This is a genomic window from Oceanobacillus luteolus, assembly GCF_042678205.1.
GTDB classification, from domain to species: Bacteria; Bacillota; Bacilli; order Bacillales; family Amphibacillaceae; genus Oceanobacillus; species Oceanobacillus luteolus.
The window spans coordinates 34,107-50,357 of sequence record NZ_JBHUDE010000011.1; the positions used below are offsets into that span (position 1 = coordinate 34,107).

The following is a 16,251-nucleotide window of genomic DNA, read 5'->3' on the forward strand; positions in this document are numbered from 1 at the left end:
CCCGTGCCCTCAATTTGGTGGGAGTTTTACGAACCATATAACGTATTAAAGGAGTATGAAAAATGACGGAACCTATTGTTCAATATCGGGATGTCTATAAATCATTCGGAGATGTAAAAGTATTAAAGGGAATCAATTTGGATATTCATGCCGGAGAGAAGGTTGCCGTAATCGGTCCAAGTGGCTCCGGTAAAACGACCATTATCCGGATGTTGATGACGTTAGAGGAACCTACATCTGGTGATATTATTGTAAGCGGAGAGAATTTGTGGAAAATGGAGAAAAACGGTAAAGAAGTTCGTGCCAATGAGAAGCACTTACGCAAAGTACGCGGGGACATCGGCATGGTGTTTCAGCATTTTAATTTATTCCCCCATATGACAATTTTAGAAAACTGTATGACAGCACCGATTCATGTGAAAAAGGAAGATAAACATGAGGTCCGTGAAAGAGCAATTCAGATGCTGGAACGAGTCGGACTAGGTGACAAAATCGATAATTATCCAAGCCAACTTTCAGGTGGACAAAAGCAGCGTGTGGCAATGGCAAGAGCTGTCGTTATGCGCCCGAAGATCATGTTATTTGATGAGGTGACATCAGCCCTTGACCCTGAACTCGTCGGGGAAGTTCTTGAGGTGATCCGCGACCTTGCACAACACGAAGACATGGCAATGGTTCTCGTTACTCATGAAATGGATTTTGCTTTGGATATTGCAGATAAAGTTCTCTTTTTAGATGAAGGAGTTATTGCGGAACAAGGCTCAGCACGCGACGTCATCGAGCATTCACAAAATGAGCGGCTGCAGAGTTTCTTAAGCAGATTCCGTGCTTAATAATCGTTCGATATAAATATACCGGATGCCGATAAAAAGCTTCCGGTATTTTTATTTCTACTTATACACTTATCATAATAATGTTATTTTATTAGAGATATTAAAAGTATTATAAGAACATGAACAGGTACTAAGAAAAATTCTATTCTATTTTTGTCCTTAGGATGCTTCTATGCCATGAAGAAAGACAATTCGTTTCATTCATGTCATTTAAACCAATGTAGGAACACGAAGGAAGAATAATTCGTTCCATTCAGGTCGCTAAAACCAATCTAGAAACACGAACAGAGAATAATTAGTTCCAATCATGTCGTTAGAACCAATCTAAGTACACGAAGAAAAAATAATTCGTCACATTCATGTCGTTAAAGCCACTCTAAGTACACGAAGGAAGAATACCTCACTTCATTCATGTCGTTAGAACCAGTCTAAGTACACGAAGAAAGAATAATTCGTTCTCATTCATGTCGTTAAAGCCACTCTAAGTACACGAAGGAAGAATACCTCACCCCATTCATGTCGTTAGAACCACTCTAAGTACACGAAGAAAGAATAATTCGTTCCATTCATGTCGTTAAAGCCACTCTAAGTACACGAAGGAAGAATAGCTCACTCCATTCATGTCGTTAGAACCAATCTAAGTACACGAAGAAAGAATAATTCGTCTCATTCATGTCGTTAGAGTCACTCTAAGTACACGAAGGAAGAAAAACTCACCCCATTCATGTCGTTAGAGCCACTCTAAGTACACGAAGGAAGAATAGCTCACTCCATTCATGTCGTTAGAACCAATCTAAGTACACGAAGAAAGAATAATTCGTCTCATTCATGTCGTTAGAGTCACTCTAAGTACACGAAGGAAGAAAATTCACCCCATTCATGTCGTTAGAACCAATCTAAGTACTCGAAGAAAGAATAATTCGTTCCATTCAAGTCATAAGAACGGATTCTCAAAAAACACCAAAAAATGGCGCCTTCCTTAAGAAAGCGCCATTTTACTATACCTCTACATCTTCACCAATAATTCGTACTTCACGTTCAAGAGTGACTCCAAATTTATCTTTCACTGTTGCTTGGACATGTTTGATCAGGGAGATATACTCTGTTGCCGTTGCATCTTCAATATTTACGATAAAGCCAGCATGCTTCTTGGAAACTTGTGCACCACCAATTTGCACTCCTTGCAAGTTGCTGTCCTGAATCAGCTTTCCTGCAAAATATCCCGGTGGACGTTTGAACACACTTCCGCAAGATGGATATTCCAATGGCTGTTTGGATTCCCTTTTTTCCGTCAAATCATCCATGACAGCCTTTATGTCATCATATTCACCTTGCTTCAAATCAAACGTAGCTTCCAATACAATATAACCGTTATCCGGAATGTTGCTTGTACGGTAATCAAGATCTAATTCATCTGCACTCAGCGTGATAAGCTCGCCATCTTTCGTGCAGACAAGCGTACTTCTGAGAACATCTTTAATTTCACCGCCGTAAGCACCGGCATTCATATACAACGCCCCGCCTACAGAACCAGGAATACCACAAGCAAATTCTAAACCGGTAAGCCGTTCATTCAATGCAAATCTGGATGCATCAATAATTCTTGCGCCACTTTCCGCAATGACACTATCTCCATCTGCTTTTATCGTAGCCAATTTTTGCAGATTCATTACGATTCCGCGAATTCCGCCATCACGGACGATTAAATTCGAACCATTGCCGAGCAAAGTAAATTCTACATCTTCCTGATTTGCCAGCAAAACGATTTCCTGCACTTCCTGATAAGTTGAAGGAGTCACATAGTAATCGGCTTTACCGCCAAGTCGTGTGTACGTATGCTCTTTTAGAGGTTCGTCTTTCAATACATTTTCCTCCGCAGTAATCTGCGTTAGTTTATTATAAATTGGGTCATTCATTGTCAACGTATATCATCCTTTAATAAAAAATTCCATCCATTATTCACCATGGAATATCATTTCATTTTAGCTTGCTTCTATAGTTTAAGTTATTGTGCTAAATCTTGCCACAAAAAACGATAAATCAATTGATCTACCCCTGCATGTTCATGAAGTGCGCTATGTCCTAAAGTCTCATCTTCCAACATCACTTCTTTCAGTTGGCTTGATGGGACAATTTTTCTGAGTTGGGCTACACTTTCAGGAACCGCAACAGCGTCGCCTGTACTTCCAATACTAAGTACTTTCACATGTTCTGGGAAGGTGGACGTATGGAGCATTCTTAATGCAAGCGAGTCCATCTTCAAATCCTCTGCTCCTCTATCCGTATGTGTAATAAAATAATTCGGATCAAAGATACCAGCGAACGGACTGCCGATGGTCACAAGTTTCTCTACACGGGGGTATGCCTTACCATCATATTCCATGATGTACTTTAAGGACACTATCCCACCCATTGAATGTCCTACGAGATTCACCGTGTCTATTTGATACGTACTTTTAAGATTGTGCAGCACATTCGCAAGATAATTTGTCGTCTCTGCAAAACTGGTACGATTATTTTCAAAAACGACTTGAATGAATAACGGTTTACCATTACTTCGGGCCAAATGTTGTGTATGAAGGGAACCATCAGCGTTCACAAAATAAGTCATCCCTACTACCCCATATTTATACTCATTTTCAAAACGTTGGAGCATATTGCCGAAAGAATTGACGGTTCCTTTATATCCATGTACAAAGACAGTCGGTATTCCTACATATCCTTCTGACTTTGTATTTTTCGGCATCAATGAATAACCCCCCAGTCCGAGTAAAAGTAATAATGCAAAAAGACCTGTGATGATATTTCCTTTATTCATTCAAATTCACTCACCTTGCTTGTTAACCAATATGTAATGGAAGAATATTAGCCACTGCCAAATAGCAGTGGCCTATTTTCTTTTTTATTATAGCATAGCGAGACGGTACTCATCCCTGCTTCATGTGAAATTCGTAAAAAAGTCACCTTTATTATAAATTATCAATGTAATGAAACTCTGGCTTACCATCCGTAAATGTACATATATATTTAAAACCCGCTTCCTTCAAATGAGCGATGGCAAGTGGAAATTCAACTGCAAGTGTGTCCACCACATGAGAATCTGAACCTAATGTGATGATCTCTCCCCCACAATCTTTATACAACTTCAATATATCAAGACTTGGCATACCAGATTCCAAACCATAACGATAGCCAGAAGTATTCACTTCAATCCCCTTTCCTGCTGGGATGATTTCAGCAAATATTTCCTTAATAATATGATGGAAGTTATTTTTGCTTTTTTCCTTCGTATAGCGTTTCACTAAATCAAGATGGCCAAGTACACTGAATTCCTTAAAATCCCTTACACATGTCAACAGCTCCGTATAGTAAATTTCGTATGCCTCATCCACTGTTTTTCCTTCAAAGAACTCACCGAAATGCAAATCCTTTTTTTCCGTCGCATGTAAGGAACAAATGACAAAATCGAACTGTTCTTGTTCCATCATATCTTCATATCTCTGGAGGATATGTGGCTGAAGCCCAATCTCCACTCCTTTTTTAATTCGGATTTGATTACGGTATCTCTCTTGGACCTCTTTAATTTTTTTATCATACTCTTTTAGATCAAATTCAAATATCCAATCTTTATCCGGGTAATCATAGTCAATATGGTCAGTAAAACAGATTTCCTTTAATCCCAATTCAATTGCTCTTTCAACTGTTTTCTCCATCGGCGTTTCACAATCGGCCGAGAAATTACTGTGCATATGGTAATCAAACATGCTGCTCTCTCCTTTGTCTTATCTTTCGGCTATTAATCTAGCTTTTCATAAAATTTCGTGAAGAAATCATTTGACTTTATAATCTATCATAATTATTATAATACTATATAACTTTAATTAGATGAAGTGATAAAGTGATAAATCAATAAAGTTTTTGGAGGGAGAATAAGAAATGCGGAACGGTATCGAGAAATCCAGTAATCGAGCGGTCATGAATTACAAAATTAAGAACCAGCTCATCCATAAATTGAAAAGCCGTTTTTCAACATATGGTTATGAACAAGTACATACCCCAACTTTTGAAGATTACGATATGTATAATTCCATCCAGCAAACAGTGAATAAAGATGAAATGATTAAAGTAATTGATAGATCTGGGAAAGTCCTCGTGCTTCGGCCAGATGGAACGATTCCGATGACACGTTTGACAGTTACTGACCGGGAAATCAATGGAAGTGAGCAAAGGCTCTTCTATGTTTTTAATGTATACCGCCATCCGAATGGTGAAAGCACAGAAAAAGAAAGTACCCAGGCTGGTGTGGAATTGTTCGGAAATAAAAAGCCGGAAGCCGATGCTGAAGTTATCGCACTCGCCGTTCATACGTTGAAAGAGATTGGGTTCAACAATTTTAAAATCGAAATTGGTCACGCAGGGTTTTTCAAGGAATTGATTGAACAGGCAAACTTATCACCGCAAGACCTGCAACAACTTCAGGAACTGATTCAATCCAAAAATATGGTTGAGATGGAGCCCTTTTTAACTAAGCTTGATTTACCTTCTGAAATACAAGAAGCACTTTATGCCATTCCACTTCTTTACGGCAGTCCGTCAGCAGTATTGGAAGAGACAAAGTCTATTATCCAAAATGAACGGATGCAACATATCCTGGATAATTTGCTGGCTGTCATAGAGGTTCTTGAAGATTATGATGTGCTGGACTTTATTACGTTGAATCTTGGGCTAATCAATAACATGGATTATTACACGGATGTTATTTTCCAAGGCTTCGTCGAAAATATCGGAAAACCTGTCCTAATGGGCGGACGTTATGATCAATTGGGCAAACAATTCGGTAAAGATATGCCTGCCATTGGGTTTGCCTATGAAGTTGATGACTTACTTGAAGCAATAAATCAACATAAACTTACCGATGTTAGAAACGAACCTGCTCCATTAACACTTTACTATGTAGCGAAACAAAGGCGTAAAGCATTGGAAGCAGCTCAATCTTTAAGAGAGCAAGAGTATAGAGTGATTACAAAACAACTCGAAATTGGAACTGCTGAAGCTGGAATCCTTTTTCTAGAAGATAAAAATGTACTAATAGATGAGACGGAACAGACTTTCGAAACAACGGAAGAATTGATTCGATTAGTTGAAAAAGGGGGGGCCTAAAATGGAGAAGCTTACGATTGCATTAGCGAAAGGACGACCAGCTAAACATACCATTGAAACGTTGGAGAAAGCCGGCATGCATTTTATTGACTTTCACGCAGATAGCCGAAAACTTGTTTTCTTTAATGAAGAACGAACGATTAAATTAATCTTCGTAAAAGCTGTCGACGTTCCGACTTATGTAGAAAGAGGGGCAGCAGACATAGGCATCGTCGGAAAAGATAATATTCTTGAATCCCGAGCCGATGTCTACGAGCTGCTCGATTTGAAAATTGGTAAATGTAAATTCTCTGTTGCCGGATTTCCTGATTACACGGCAGATTCCAACCAAACGTTAACCGTTGCCACAAAGTATCCTAACGTAGCGAAGAAGTATTTTTCAAATGTTGGCCAGTCCATTGAAATCGTCAAATTGAATGGTTCTGTTGAATTGGCGCCACTCATCGGGCTTGCCGATGTCATCGTCGATATTGTGGAAACCGGTAGTACATTGAAGGAAAACGGCTTGGTGGTTTTGGAAGATATCGAGTACATTAGTACCCGCCTCATTGTAAATAAAGCTAGTTTTGCAACTAAATCAACGGAAGTAAAAGACTTCATTGACCAACTAAAAAATGCATTGGAGTGACCAGCATGAGAATAATTACTGCAGAAGAATATATCGCAGAATGGAATAATTCTACCAGCGCAGAAGAAAATGACGCTGCCCTGGACGATGCAGTTCTCGGGATTATCCGTAAAGTACGAGAAAAGCAGGATAAAGCACTATATGAATATACGAAACAATTCGACGGGGTGACCCTCGATGATTTAGTTGTTTCTGAAAAAGAATTTCGTGAGGCAAAGCAATTCACAACTCCAGAATTCCTTACCGCTTTGAAGCAAGCAGCAAAAAATATCCGTGCCTATCATAACGAACAGAAGGAGAAATCTTGGCTAGTTGAACAAGACAATGGAATAATGCTTGGCCAAAAGATTACCCCTATTGATCGTGTTGGTGTCTATGTTCCGGGCGGAAAAGCCGGCTACCCTTCCACCGTTTTAATGACAGTGATCCCTGCGCAACTGGCTGGAGTAAAGGAGATTGTAATTACTACCCCGCCTGGTAAAGATGGAAAAGTAAACCCTTATGTGCTGCTTGCCGCTGAGCTTTTAGGAATCAAAAAGATTTATAAGATAGGCGGAGCACAAGCGATCGCAGCGCTTGCCTACGGAACAGAAACGGTAAAAAAGGTAGATAAAATTGTCGGTCCCGGCAATGCTTATGTTGCTCGAGCCAAAAAGTGGGTATATGGCACAGTCGGCATCGATATGATTGCTGGTCCAAGTGAGATTTGTATTATTGCTGACGAGAAAGCAAACCCACGATATGTAGCTGCTGACCTTTTATCTCAAGCGGAGCATGATGAATCTGCCCGAGCGATTTGTATTACTACGAGCGAACAACTTGCAGACTCTATCCAGGAAGAGATCGTTTTACAGACTAGTAGACTGGAACGAAAGGAAATCATTGATGCTTCCATCGAGGCAAACGGCAGAATAATCATCGTAGACAGCCTGGAGTCAGCAGCTCAAGTGGCCAATATTATCGCAGCGGAGCATCTGGAATTGATGGTCGAGCATCCAACGGAGCTTTTACCTCAGATTAAACATGCTGGAGCAATTTTCCTAGGAAGCTATTCACCTGAACCGTTGGGAGATTACTTTGCCGGGCCAAACCATACGCTGCCAACAAGTGGTACAGCAAGGTTCGCCTCAGGGCTTGGTGTCTATGACTTCTTGAAGAAATCAACGATCATCAGTTACCCGAGACAAGCATTGGAAGATGTCAGCGATCAAATTATTACACTAGCAAACGTAGAAGGCTTGTCTGCCCACGCAAATGCTATTCAAATCAGAAAGGATGATCAGGATGCGTAGTTATTCAATTGCCAGAGATACTGCGGAAACAAAGATCAAGTTAGACCTTAATATAGATGGTACCGGACAAGGTGATTTTAATACAGGTATCGGTTTTTTCGATCATATGTTAACACTGATGACAAAGCATGGCTTGTTTGACTTAAAGGTGAAATGTGACGGCGACCTCGAGGTGGATCAACATCACTCTGTCGAAGATATTGGAATTGCTCTCGGTCAAGCTTTCCGGGAAGCTTTAGGAACAAAAGAAGGCATTACGAGATATGCATCGGTCACTTCTCCGATGGATGAGGCGTTGGTCAACGTATCCCTCGATATTAGCGGCCGCTCTTTCCTTGTATATAATGTGGAAGGATTAAAAGACAAAGTCGGTGATTTCGATACTGAGCTTGTCGAAGAGTTCTTCCAAGCGTTTGCAAGCAATGCAAAAATTACTCTTCACATTAATCTCGCATATGGCAGAAACAGCCATCATATGATTGAAGCAATTTTTAAAGGCTTCGGAAGAGCATTAGACCAAGCAACAATAATTAATTCAAGAATCAAAGGTGTTCCGTCTACAAAAGGCGTCCTATAAATTTACAGGAGATGATTTCATGATTTTATTCCCGGCAATTGATATTCTTGGAGGTAAATGCGTACGTCTAACCCAAGGAGATTATAATAAAGAAACGATTTACAATGATAACCCTGTGGAAGTCGCGAAAGAATGGGAGAGACAAGGTGCGGAGTATATCCATATTGTTGATTTGGATGGTGCCAAAACAGGAAAGTCGATTAATCAAGGTCTGATTGCAGAGATTGCGCAAACTGTATCCATCCCCATTCAGGTTGGTGGTGGCATCCGTTCGATAGAAGTAATTGAAAATTACTTGAACCGGGAAGTGAGCCGAGTCATCATTGGTACAGCCGCCATTCAAAACCCAGAATTTTTGCGTGAAGCAGTGGAAAAATTCGGCGAAAGAATTGCAGTTTCAATTGATGCCCGTAATGGTTTTGTTGCAACAGACGGCTGGACTAAAGAAAGCACAGTCAAGGCACTTGATCTCGTGAAAGATTTGGAAGAAGTCGGTGTTCAAACAATTGTTTACACCGATATTTTGAAAGATGGCATGCTGCAAGGACCAAATTTTGAGGAGCTCCAAGCGGTCAATCAAGCAACAACGATTGATGTCATTGCTTCCGGCGGCGTGACAACAGAAGAAGATGTTAAGAGGTTAAGGGAACAAAAGATGTACGGTGCAATTATTGGAAAAGCACTATACGACGGCACATTAAATTTCAAGAACCTGATGGATGGTGAGAAGATGGAAAAGAAGAATATCATCGCTTGTCTCGACGTCAAAAATGGCCGAGTCGTGAAAGGACAACAGTTTCAAAACATTCAAGAGGTCGCAGATCCAGTAGAGCTTACAAAGCAATATAATAAAGATCAAGTAGATGAACTTGTTCTATATGACATTACAGCATCTGTAGAGAAGAGAAATGTTTTTATCGACCTTGTCGAGAACATCGCAAAAGTAATCCAAGTACCTTTTACCGTAGGTGGTGGAATTAGTTCCATTGCAGATATTGAAAAAGTATTACAAGCCGGTGCTGACAAAGTTTCAATCAACAGTGCCGCCATCGAAAACCCAGATCTCATTAGTGAAGCTTCACAGAAATACGGGAGTGAAACTATTGTATTTGCATTAGATGCTAAAGAGGTTGCACCTGGGAAGTGGAATGTCTTTTCCAAAGGAGGACAGGTGGATACCGGCATTGATGCAATTGAATGGGCAATCAAAGGAGTAACACTTGGAGCAGGTGAAGTCGTCGTGAATGCCATAGACGATGACGGTGCGAAGTCGGGTTATAATATAGCATTAACCAAGAAAATCGCCGAAGCTGTAGATGTACCGGTAATCGCAAGCGGTGGAGCTGGAAAACCCGAACACTTTAAAGAAGCACTGACAGAGGGCAGTGCAGCTGGGGCCCTTGCAGCATCTGTATTCCACTTTGGCGAAATTAAAATACCTGCATTGAAAGAATATCTTGCAAATGAAAATGTTTTGGTCAGGGGGATAAAAGAATGACAATCCAACTAGAAGATTTAGCATTTGATGAAAACGGGCTCCTGCCTGCTGTCGTCCAAGATGCAGCAAGCGGTACAGTATTGACCCTTGCTTATATGAATAAAGAGTCATTGGAAAAAACAATTGAAACAGGTGAAACCTGGTTTTATTCCCGTTCCAGACAGTCCTTATGGAACAAAGGGGAAACGTCAGGTAATAAACAGCTGGTAAAGCGTATCAACTATGACTGTGATAAAGATGCTCTACTTGTCCAAGTCGAGCCCCTTGGCCCTGCCTGCCATACCGGTGAAGTGACTTGCTTTAATGAAACGCTCGACCAAAAAGAGTTACCATCTCTGGATATCGTAACGCAAGTCATTGACAAAATTAAAGACAGACGGGAAAACCCTGTCCCAGGAGCATATACGACGTATTTGTTTGAAAAAGGTATCGACAAAATGTTGAAGAAGGTTGGCGAGGAAACGAGCGAGGTTATCATTGCTGCAAAAAATGAAGATAAAGAGGAGCTGACAGCCGAAATCTCCGATTTGTTCTATCACCTTCTTGTCGTGATGGAGACGTCAGGAGTAACTCTAAATGAAATTAAAGCGGAATTATTAAAACGCCATCTGACAAAGGAAGGTCAAAACCGTGAGTAAATTTTGGAGCAGTGCAGTAAAACGTAGTGATCCATATATTCCAGGGGAACAGCTGAATGATCCGAAAATCATTAAGCTAAATACGAACGAGAACCCATATCCTCCCTCCCCTCTGGTTTTAGATGCGATAAAGAAGGAAGCAGATCAGTCTCTCAGACTCTATCCAAGTCCAACAGTGGATGAGCTGAGAAATGAGATCGCTGACTATTATGGATTGGGTAAGGACAGCGTATTTATCGGAAACGGTTCAGATGAAGTGCTTGCCTTTTCGTTTATGGCTTTCTTTGAATCCGGGAGGAAAATCCGTTACCCAGAAGTCTCTTATAGCTTTTACCCGGTTTATGCCAAACTCTTTAACATACCAGTAGAGGAAGTTCCTTTACAAGCGGACTTCTCTATTCAGGCAAGTGATTTTCACAGTTCAGAAGGCGGCGTTATTTTCCCAAATCCGAACGCACCAACTAGCCTCTATTTACAGCTCGAGGCAATTGAAGATATTCTTCAGCATAATCGGGATCGGGTTGTTATTGTTGATGAAGCATATATTGATTTTGCCGAGGAATCTGCAGTCAAGCTGCTTCATAAATATGATAACTTACTCGTTATTCAAACGATGTCCAAATCCCGTTCTCTTGCTGGACTTCGCTTAGGATTTGCTCTTGGCTCACCTGAATTAATTGAGGGGCTCATCAGGATAAAAGATTCCTTTAATTCTTATACAATTGATCGCCTAGCTATTGCTGGCGGTATTGCAGCAATGAAAGATAAAGTTTACTTTGAAGCAACAAGGGAGAAAATTAAAAGGACAAGGATTTGGGCCACTCAGGAATTGAGAAAACGTGGATTTAACGTGCTTCCCTCTCAAGCAAACTTCCTATTTGCAACTCATCCAGACAAGGAAGCTTCCAGCCTGTATGAACAGTTAAAAGAAAATAAGATCTTAGTGAGATACTTTAATAAACCACTCATTAACGAATATTTACGAATTACAATTGGTACGGAAGTAGAGATGGACACGTTTTTCCAGGTGCTCGATAAACTTCTGAAAAAATAAAAATAGGATGACGCACAACTTTCTGTGCGTCATCCTACTGTTGTCTTAAATCAACGTCTCAATTTCAGCTTCTTCTTTTAATTCTTCGATACGAGCTTCCAACATTTCTCTTTGCTTCTGCTCCATGACGCTTTGGCGGATCAGTTCTTCATATTCCTGAAGTTCGCCCACTTCTTCACTCTGTTCTTTCATCTGGTTATATTGTTCTTCCACTTCTTCATCGGTCACTTCAACAGTAAATTCAGACTCAATATAACGGACCATCAACAAGTCATCCATCAATTGTTCTCTGAACTGTTCTTCAGATAAATCATATTCTTCAAGCATGGTTTGAATAGCTTCTTCTCCATTTGTCTCAATGATATTGTCAATCTCTTCTTGAGCATCTTCTTCCGTCACTTCAATTCCACTATCGAGTGCATCCTGACGAATCAATTCCTGCTCAGTTAGAATCAGAACTGTTTCATCCTTCAACATGTCCAAATCACTTACATCTTGTCCATACATATGAAGCATTGTTTTGTATTGTTTATAAACATTATTATATTTAGCTCCGTTGATCTCAGTACCATTAATATTCAAGACGACGGAGTCATTATCAACCTTTTCCTCATCAGAAATCTCCACAGTTTCTGTTGCTTGCTCTTCTGTATCCTTATTGTCATCCGCTTTCTCTGTGTCATCATTATTACATGCAGCTAATAGCAACGTTAAAAATAATGCTGTAATAAGCAGGATTCTTTTCTTCATTTAATTATTACCTCCTAATTGGTCTTACTCCAGTAAAACATAAAACACCCTAATAATTCAATAACGAAAGTGTGATTAAGGCTAAAGTCATATACAATGATCCGTTCATCCTTCACTTTTCTTAAACACAAGGGAAAAACACTATAAATTATAATGACCTTAGGGTAACTTGTTGACCATGCAATTGGAAGCACTGGGAATTGATGAGGCACTTTCTGCAAGAAGGTTTATGGGGGCTGGTTACAGGGGAATACTAGGGTAGATTCACTTCAAAACTGAAGAGCCGGGACAAAAGTTCTTATCTTTATTAATGAACATGAAGTTTTAACAAAATACTTGGGTATTTGCTTTATTCATCTCATTAAACGCCTTTTTTCAATAAGATCCTTTATGTCCCATACTCTGGTCAAATTAGAAAATGTAATACAGTCTGATTCCAATAAATATTTGTTCTTTGTTACAAAGTCTTTCTCCTTAAAATGATGACTAAGAATGTTATACCACCAACCATTTCGATAATAACAGAAACGACACCTTGAGCATTAAATACATGATACATGATAAAATATGCACCTGATAAAATTAAGAAACCGGATGCAAGAGCCATCGGAAATATGTATCGATGATCATAAGTTTGTGCCAACTGATAACTTAGAGTCGCAACTAAAAACCCAAAGAAAGTTAGTGGTCCAACTAAAGCAGTTGATACTGACATTAATATGGAAACTAAAACAAGAACATAAATGACACTAAATCGATAGTTTACTCCTAAAGAACTAGCGATATCTTTACCAAGTGACATTACATTTAATCGTTTTGAATAAACAAGGAGCAGTAATGCCACAATGATTACAATTGGTATTGCAATATGAAAGTATTCAGGGTCTGCATTATTGACAGAACCGAATAATCTCGCCTGTAAAACATCAAACTCAGACGGTGCAAGTAGTTTTCGCATAAAAGATGATAATGACCGAAGTCCGGTACCAATAATAATTCCGACTAGAAGCATTAACTGGAGATTCCCATACTTTCCTGAAAGTAACCAACCATAAAGTACCAAACAGAGCACAATCATAATAATAACTTGGGTTAAAAATGGTCCAGTGCCGCTAAATCCGATAAATACACTGGCACCAAAGTAAAACATTGTACTAGTTTGAATTGTTGAATACAGTGCTTCAAATCCTAATAGTGAAGGAGTTATAATCCTATTATTCGTTACTGATTGGAAAGCAACAGTCGCCAAGCTTTGGCAGATTACAGCAATAAACATTGCAGTAAGGGCATCCAATCTTCTTTCAACAACTGGAATAAAGGAAGGGGAATCTACTGGAACCGGATTGTTATACACTAATAGTCCAAACGCAGCAAGACCACCCAAAACGATCAGTGTAATTAAAAGGATCCAATAACGCCTTTCTTCTTTCTTGGACCGAAAAGCTTTAGACGGTTTATCTTCATTAGGAAGGCTAGAATTAATTTTGACGACTTTGTTGTTTGTAGTTTCCAATTTGTTAACCTAGCCTCCTTCTTCTTAATAGAATAGTAATGAATACGATTGCACCTACTGTTCCGAGTATCAGAGAAACAGGTACCTCAAAAGGCATAATAATAGTTCGAGAGATTATATCTGAAGCAAGCAAAGCACCCATACCAATGACACTTACCCAAGGCAAGTTACTTCTCAGATCATCACCTCTAAACATGGAAACGATATTAGGCACGATTAAACCTAGAAATGGCAGATTACCAATCACAGATGCTACAATTCCAACTGCAACAGCAATAAGTCCAGTACCAATAAGAACAATCCGGTTATAGTTCACACCAAGACTTGTTGAAACATCTTCTCCTAAGCCTGCTAAAGTGAGCTTGTTCGCATAGATATAAATAAGAACACTAATGACAACAATTAACCATAAAAATTCATATCTTCCAACTTGAATAGAAGAGAACGAACCCACAAACCAGGATTCAATATTTTGCGACATGTTAAAAGCCAGTCCAACAAATGTAGAAAATGCAGAAATGACCGCTCCAAGCATAATTCCAATAATTGGTACGATTAATGAAGAACGTAGTCTAACTCTTCTTAAAAACAAAAAGAAAATCATCGTTCCAATAAAGGAAAAAATGATTGCGAAAGTCATTCTAAGGACTAATGTTGGTCCAGGAAATAATAAGTAAGCTAGAATTAAACCTAAGCCCGCCCATTCGATTGTCCCAGTTGTTGTCGGTTCAACGAAACGGTTTTGGGTGATAAGCTGCATGACAAGCCCTGACATTGCCATAGCTGCTCCAGTCAGCATAATCGCAGCTGTCCTTGGGATACGAGTTATAAAAAACATATCCATCCCGTCTTCTCGCCCTCTAATATCATAAACTCCAGTAAACAAAGAAATAACACCTAGAATAATAACAATAATGACTGCTATTATAAAAGGCTTCGTCCATATTTTCTCCTTATTATAACGTCGCGGGGGCTGTAAATTACCAGCCCCGAACGTTTTTTCTATTGTATTTTTCGGCACTATAGTTATACTCCTCTATCTACTCAGCTAGAGCTTCAGCAAGATCGTTAAATAATTCAGTAAAGGTTTGAATTGATTCATTTGTATAAGTATCCGCCGGTGCATACACGATTTGTCCTTCTTTAACTGCTGTTGTGTTTTGAAGGGCAGGTGCTCCATCGATTACATCACGAGCTGGAACTGCATCCGTTTCAGAAGATACCGCAGCATCACGGTCCATTACAAAAATCCAATCAGGATCAGTTTCCGCGATTGCTTCAACAGAAATATCATCACCTTGGTGGTCTGCAGAAGCTTGATCAATTTCTAAAGCTGAAGTCCAACCAAATATATCATATAATGGCCCCCATACACGACCAGTTTGGGGAGCTGCAAAATTAATATCTCCACCAGATACTATAACACTCATAATTCTATCTGTCCCGTTATATGCGGCTTTAGCTTCTTCAATTGATTGATCAAACTCAGCAATCAACGCTTCAGCTTCTTCATTTTTATCAAAAATTTGGCCTAGGGAAGTTGTAATATCTTTAAATCCATTAACCAAATTATCACCTGGTGTTTCAGCCTCTTCAGAAACGTCGATATTCAAGTCGATAACGACAGCATTTGGTACCAATGCTTTAATATCTTCGTAATAGCTTGCAAACCTTTGACCGACGATTACAAGTTCAGGATCTACCGCAGCGATAATTTCTAAATTTGGTTCACGATGGTTTCCAATATTTTGAATGGAATCATCATTTTTATAAGGATTGTCTTCAGGTATTAGATCCACAGGAGCAGCCGCTAATTCAATACCCCAATCAGCTAGAGTTTCAAATGTACGGTTATCAAGAGCCACTACATTCTGTGGATTCACTGGAACAGCAACCGTACCATGTGCGTCCGTTATTTCAATAGTTGCATCTTCAGTAGACTCGTCTTCCTTCTCTTCTGTTCCAGCTGAATTATTTGCTGTATCTTCCGCATTCTCTGCATCATCACTTGATCCAGAGCAAGCTGCTAAGAACAAAACTAAAATTGCAAAAATTAATACTATGAATGATGAATTAATATATTTTGATTTTCCCATTTCTTTAATTTCTCCCCTTGTAAGTGTTTTAGATTATTGAGTTGATAATAACTTTGTTTTATTTTTATGCGCAATTTTGAAGAATTAAAGCATAAATATACTATAGTGCACTTAAAAAATACAAACAATTGATATTGAGAATCAATCTCAATAACCTAATCAAAGTATAGCAAATCCAAAAAAGTTGTCAATTATAATTTAATGAAATTATT

General features: G+C 39.3%; 15 protein-coding genes. 8 read left to right on the top strand and 7 right to left on the bottom strand.

Features of this window, described 5'->3' with window-relative positions; all coding sequences use genetic code 11:
• Positions 1-62 precede the first annotated feature (62 nt).
• Positions 63-833 carry an ectoine/hydroxyectoine ABC transporter ATP-binding protein EhuA gene (gene ehuA, locus ACFSBH_RS03415; protein ID WP_251513729.1) on the top strand — a complete coding sequence of 257 codons (771 nt, stop codon included), beginning with the start codon at positions 63-65 and terminating at the stop codon, positions 831-833.
• A 998-nt stretch (positions 834-1,831) separates the two neighbouring features.
• Here ehuA and murB read toward each other — a convergent pair.
• The 3 genes from murB to ACFSBH_RS03430 all read right to left on the bottom strand — a co-directional run bounded on the left by murB (position 1,832) and on the right by ACFSBH_RS03430 (position 4,597).
• Positions 1,832-2,749, bottom strand: a complete 918-nt coding sequence (gene murB / locus ACFSBH_RS03420) for a UDP-N-acetylmuramate dehydrogenase (RefSeq protein ID WP_379596095.1) — start codon at positions 2,747-2,749, stop codon at positions 1,832-1,834.
• 89 nt (positions 2,750-2,838) lie between these two features.
• Complete coding sequence (locus tag ACFSBH_RS03425) at positions 2,839-3,651, bottom strand: alpha/beta fold hydrolase (RefSeq protein WP_251513733.1); 813 nt, start codon at positions 3,649-3,651, stop codon at positions 2,839-2,841.
• Between the two features lie 151 nt (positions 3,652-3,802).
• Positions 3,803-4,597 carry a histidinol-phosphatase HisJ family protein gene (locus tag ACFSBH_RS03430; RefSeq protein ID WP_379596063.1) on the bottom strand — a complete coding sequence of 265 codons (795 nt, stop codon included), beginning with the start codon at positions 4,595-4,597 and terminating at the stop codon, positions 3,803-3,805.
• A 172-nt stretch (positions 4,598-4,769) separates the two neighbouring features.
• On the opposite strand from ACFSBH_RS03430, the gene hisZ reads away from it, so the two are divergent.
• From hisZ to hisC, 7 genes are read left to right on the top strand one after another with little or no spacing between them, the layout of a single operon-like run.
• A complete protein-coding gene (gene hisZ, locus ACFSBH_RS03435; RefSeq protein WP_251513739.1) occupies positions 4,770-5,993 on the top strand; it encodes an ATP phosphoribosyltransferase regulatory subunit in 1,224 nt (407 codons plus the stop codon).
• Between the two features lies 1 nt (position 5,994).
• Positions 5,995-6,621 carry an ATP phosphoribosyltransferase gene (gene hisG / locus ACFSBH_RS03440; RefSeq protein WP_251513741.1) on the top strand — a complete coding sequence of 209 codons (627 nt, stop codon included), beginning with the start codon at positions 5,995-5,997 and terminating at the stop codon, positions 6,619-6,621.
• Between the two features lie 5 nt (positions 6,622-6,626).
• The gene (hisD, locus tag ACFSBH_RS03445) at positions 6,627-7,913 is read left to right on the top strand and encodes a histidinol dehydrogenase (RefSeq protein ID WP_379596066.1); all 1,287 of its coding nucleotides are present in this window, start codon (positions 6,627-6,629) and stop codon (positions 7,911-7,913) included.
• Complete coding sequence (hisB, locus tag ACFSBH_RS03450; RefSeq protein ID WP_251513745.1) at positions 7,906-8,490, top strand: imidazoleglycerol-phosphate dehydratase HisB; 585 nt, start codon at positions 7,906-7,908, stop codon at positions 8,488-8,490. Before hisD ends, hisB begins: the two co-directional genes overlap by 8 nt.
• Before the next feature lie 19 nt (positions 8,491-8,509).
• Positions 8,510-9,988 (top strand): imidazole glycerol phosphate synthase subunit HisF, encoded by a 1,479-nt coding sequence (gene hisF / locus ACFSBH_RS21385; protein WP_465264468.1) that lies wholly within the window; start codon positions 8,510-8,512, stop codon positions 9,986-9,988.
• Positions 9,985-10,626: a bifunctional phosphoribosyl-AMP cyclohydrolase/phosphoribosyl-ATP diphosphatase HisIE gene (gene hisIE / locus ACFSBH_RS03465; RefSeq protein WP_251513747.1), complete on the top strand. Its 642-nt coding sequence runs from the start codon at positions 9,985-9,987 to the stop codon at positions 10,624-10,626. The genes hisF and hisIE overlap by 4 nt, the downstream gene beginning before the upstream one ends.
• The gene (hisC, locus tag ACFSBH_RS03470; protein ID WP_251513749.1) at positions 10,619-11,680 is read left to right on the top strand and encodes a histidinol-phosphate transaminase; all 1,062 of its coding nucleotides are present in this window, start codon (positions 10,619-10,621) and stop codon (positions 11,678-11,680) included. The genes hisIE and hisC overlap by 8 nt, the downstream gene beginning before the upstream one ends.
• 45 nt (positions 11,681-11,725) lie before the next feature.
• On the opposite strand, the gene ACFSBH_RS03475 is transcribed toward hisC, so the two are convergent.
• The 4 genes from ACFSBH_RS03475 to ACFSBH_RS03490 form a co-directional block, all read right to left on the bottom strand.
• The gene (locus ACFSBH_RS03475) at positions 11,726-12,430 is read right to left on the bottom strand and encodes a SurA N-terminal domain-containing protein (protein ID WP_251513752.1); all 705 of its coding nucleotides are present in this window, start codon (positions 12,428-12,430) and stop codon (positions 11,726-11,728) included.
• Between the two features lie 457 nt (positions 12,431-12,887).
• Entirely contained in the window at positions 12,888-13,943 is a 1,056-nt protein-coding gene (locus ACFSBH_RS03480; protein ID WP_251513754.1) for an iron chelate uptake ABC transporter family permease subunit, read from the bottom strand.
• 4 nt (positions 13,944-13,947) lie between these two features.
• On the bottom strand, positions 13,948-14,949 hold the full coding sequence (locus ACFSBH_RS03485; protein WP_251513904.1) for an ABC transporter permease: 1,002 nt from the start codon (positions 14,947-14,949) through the stop codon (positions 13,948-13,950).
• Between the two features lie 34 nt (positions 14,950-14,983).
• Positions 14,984-16,039, bottom strand: coding sequence for a siderophore ABC transporter substrate-binding protein (locus ACFSBH_RS03490; RefSeq protein ID WP_251513756.1), 1,056 nt, complete (start codon positions 16,037-16,039; stop codon positions 14,984-14,986).
• Positions 16,040-16,251: the final 212 nt, after the last annotated feature.

Bases quoted from the DNA above. Each gene is read 5' to 3' on its own strand.
- ACFSBH_RS03425 (WP_251513733.1), bottom strand. From the start codon at position 3,651: ATGAATAAAGGAAATATCATCACAGGTCTTTTTGCATTATTACTTTTA.
- ACFSBH_RS03430 (WP_379596063.1), bottom strand. From the start codon at position 4,597: ATGTTTGATTACCATATGCACAGTAATTTCTCGGCCGATTGTGAAACG.
- hisB (WP_251513745.1), top strand. From the start codon at position 7,906: ATGCGTAGTTATTCAATTGCCAGAGATACTGCGGAAACAAAGATCAAG.
- hisG (WP_251513741.1), top strand. From the start codon at position 5,995: ATGGAGAAGCTTACGATTGCATTAGCGAAAGGACGACCAGCTAAACAT.
- murB (WP_379596095.1), bottom strand. From the start codon at position 2,749: ATGAATGACCCAATTTATAATAAACTAACGCAGATTACTGCGGAGGAA.
- ACFSBH_RS03475 (WP_251513752.1), bottom strand. From the start codon at position 12,430: ATGAAGAAAAGAATCCTGCTTATTACAGCATTATTTTTAACGTTGCTA.
- hisIE (WP_251513747.1), top strand. From the start codon at position 9,985: ATGACAATCCAACTAGAAGATTTAGCATTTGATGAAAACGGGCTCCTG.
- hisF (WP_465264468.1), top strand. From the start codon at position 8,510: ATGATTTTATTCCCGGCAATTGATATTCTTGGAGGTAAATGCGTACGT.
- hisD (WP_379596066.1), top strand. From the start codon at position 6,627: ATGAGAATAATTACTGCAGAAGAATATATCGCAGAATGGAATAATTCT.
- ACFSBH_RS03490 (WP_251513756.1), bottom strand. From the start codon at position 16,039: ATGGGAAAATCAAAATATATTAATTCATCATTCATAGTATTAATTTTT.
- hisZ (WP_251513739.1), top strand. From the start codon at position 4,770: ATGCGGAACGGTATCGAGAAATCCAGTAATCGAGCGGTCATGAATTAC.
- ehuA (WP_251513729.1), top strand. From the start codon at position 63: ATGACGGAACCTATTGTTCAATATCGGGATGTCTATAAATCATTCGGA.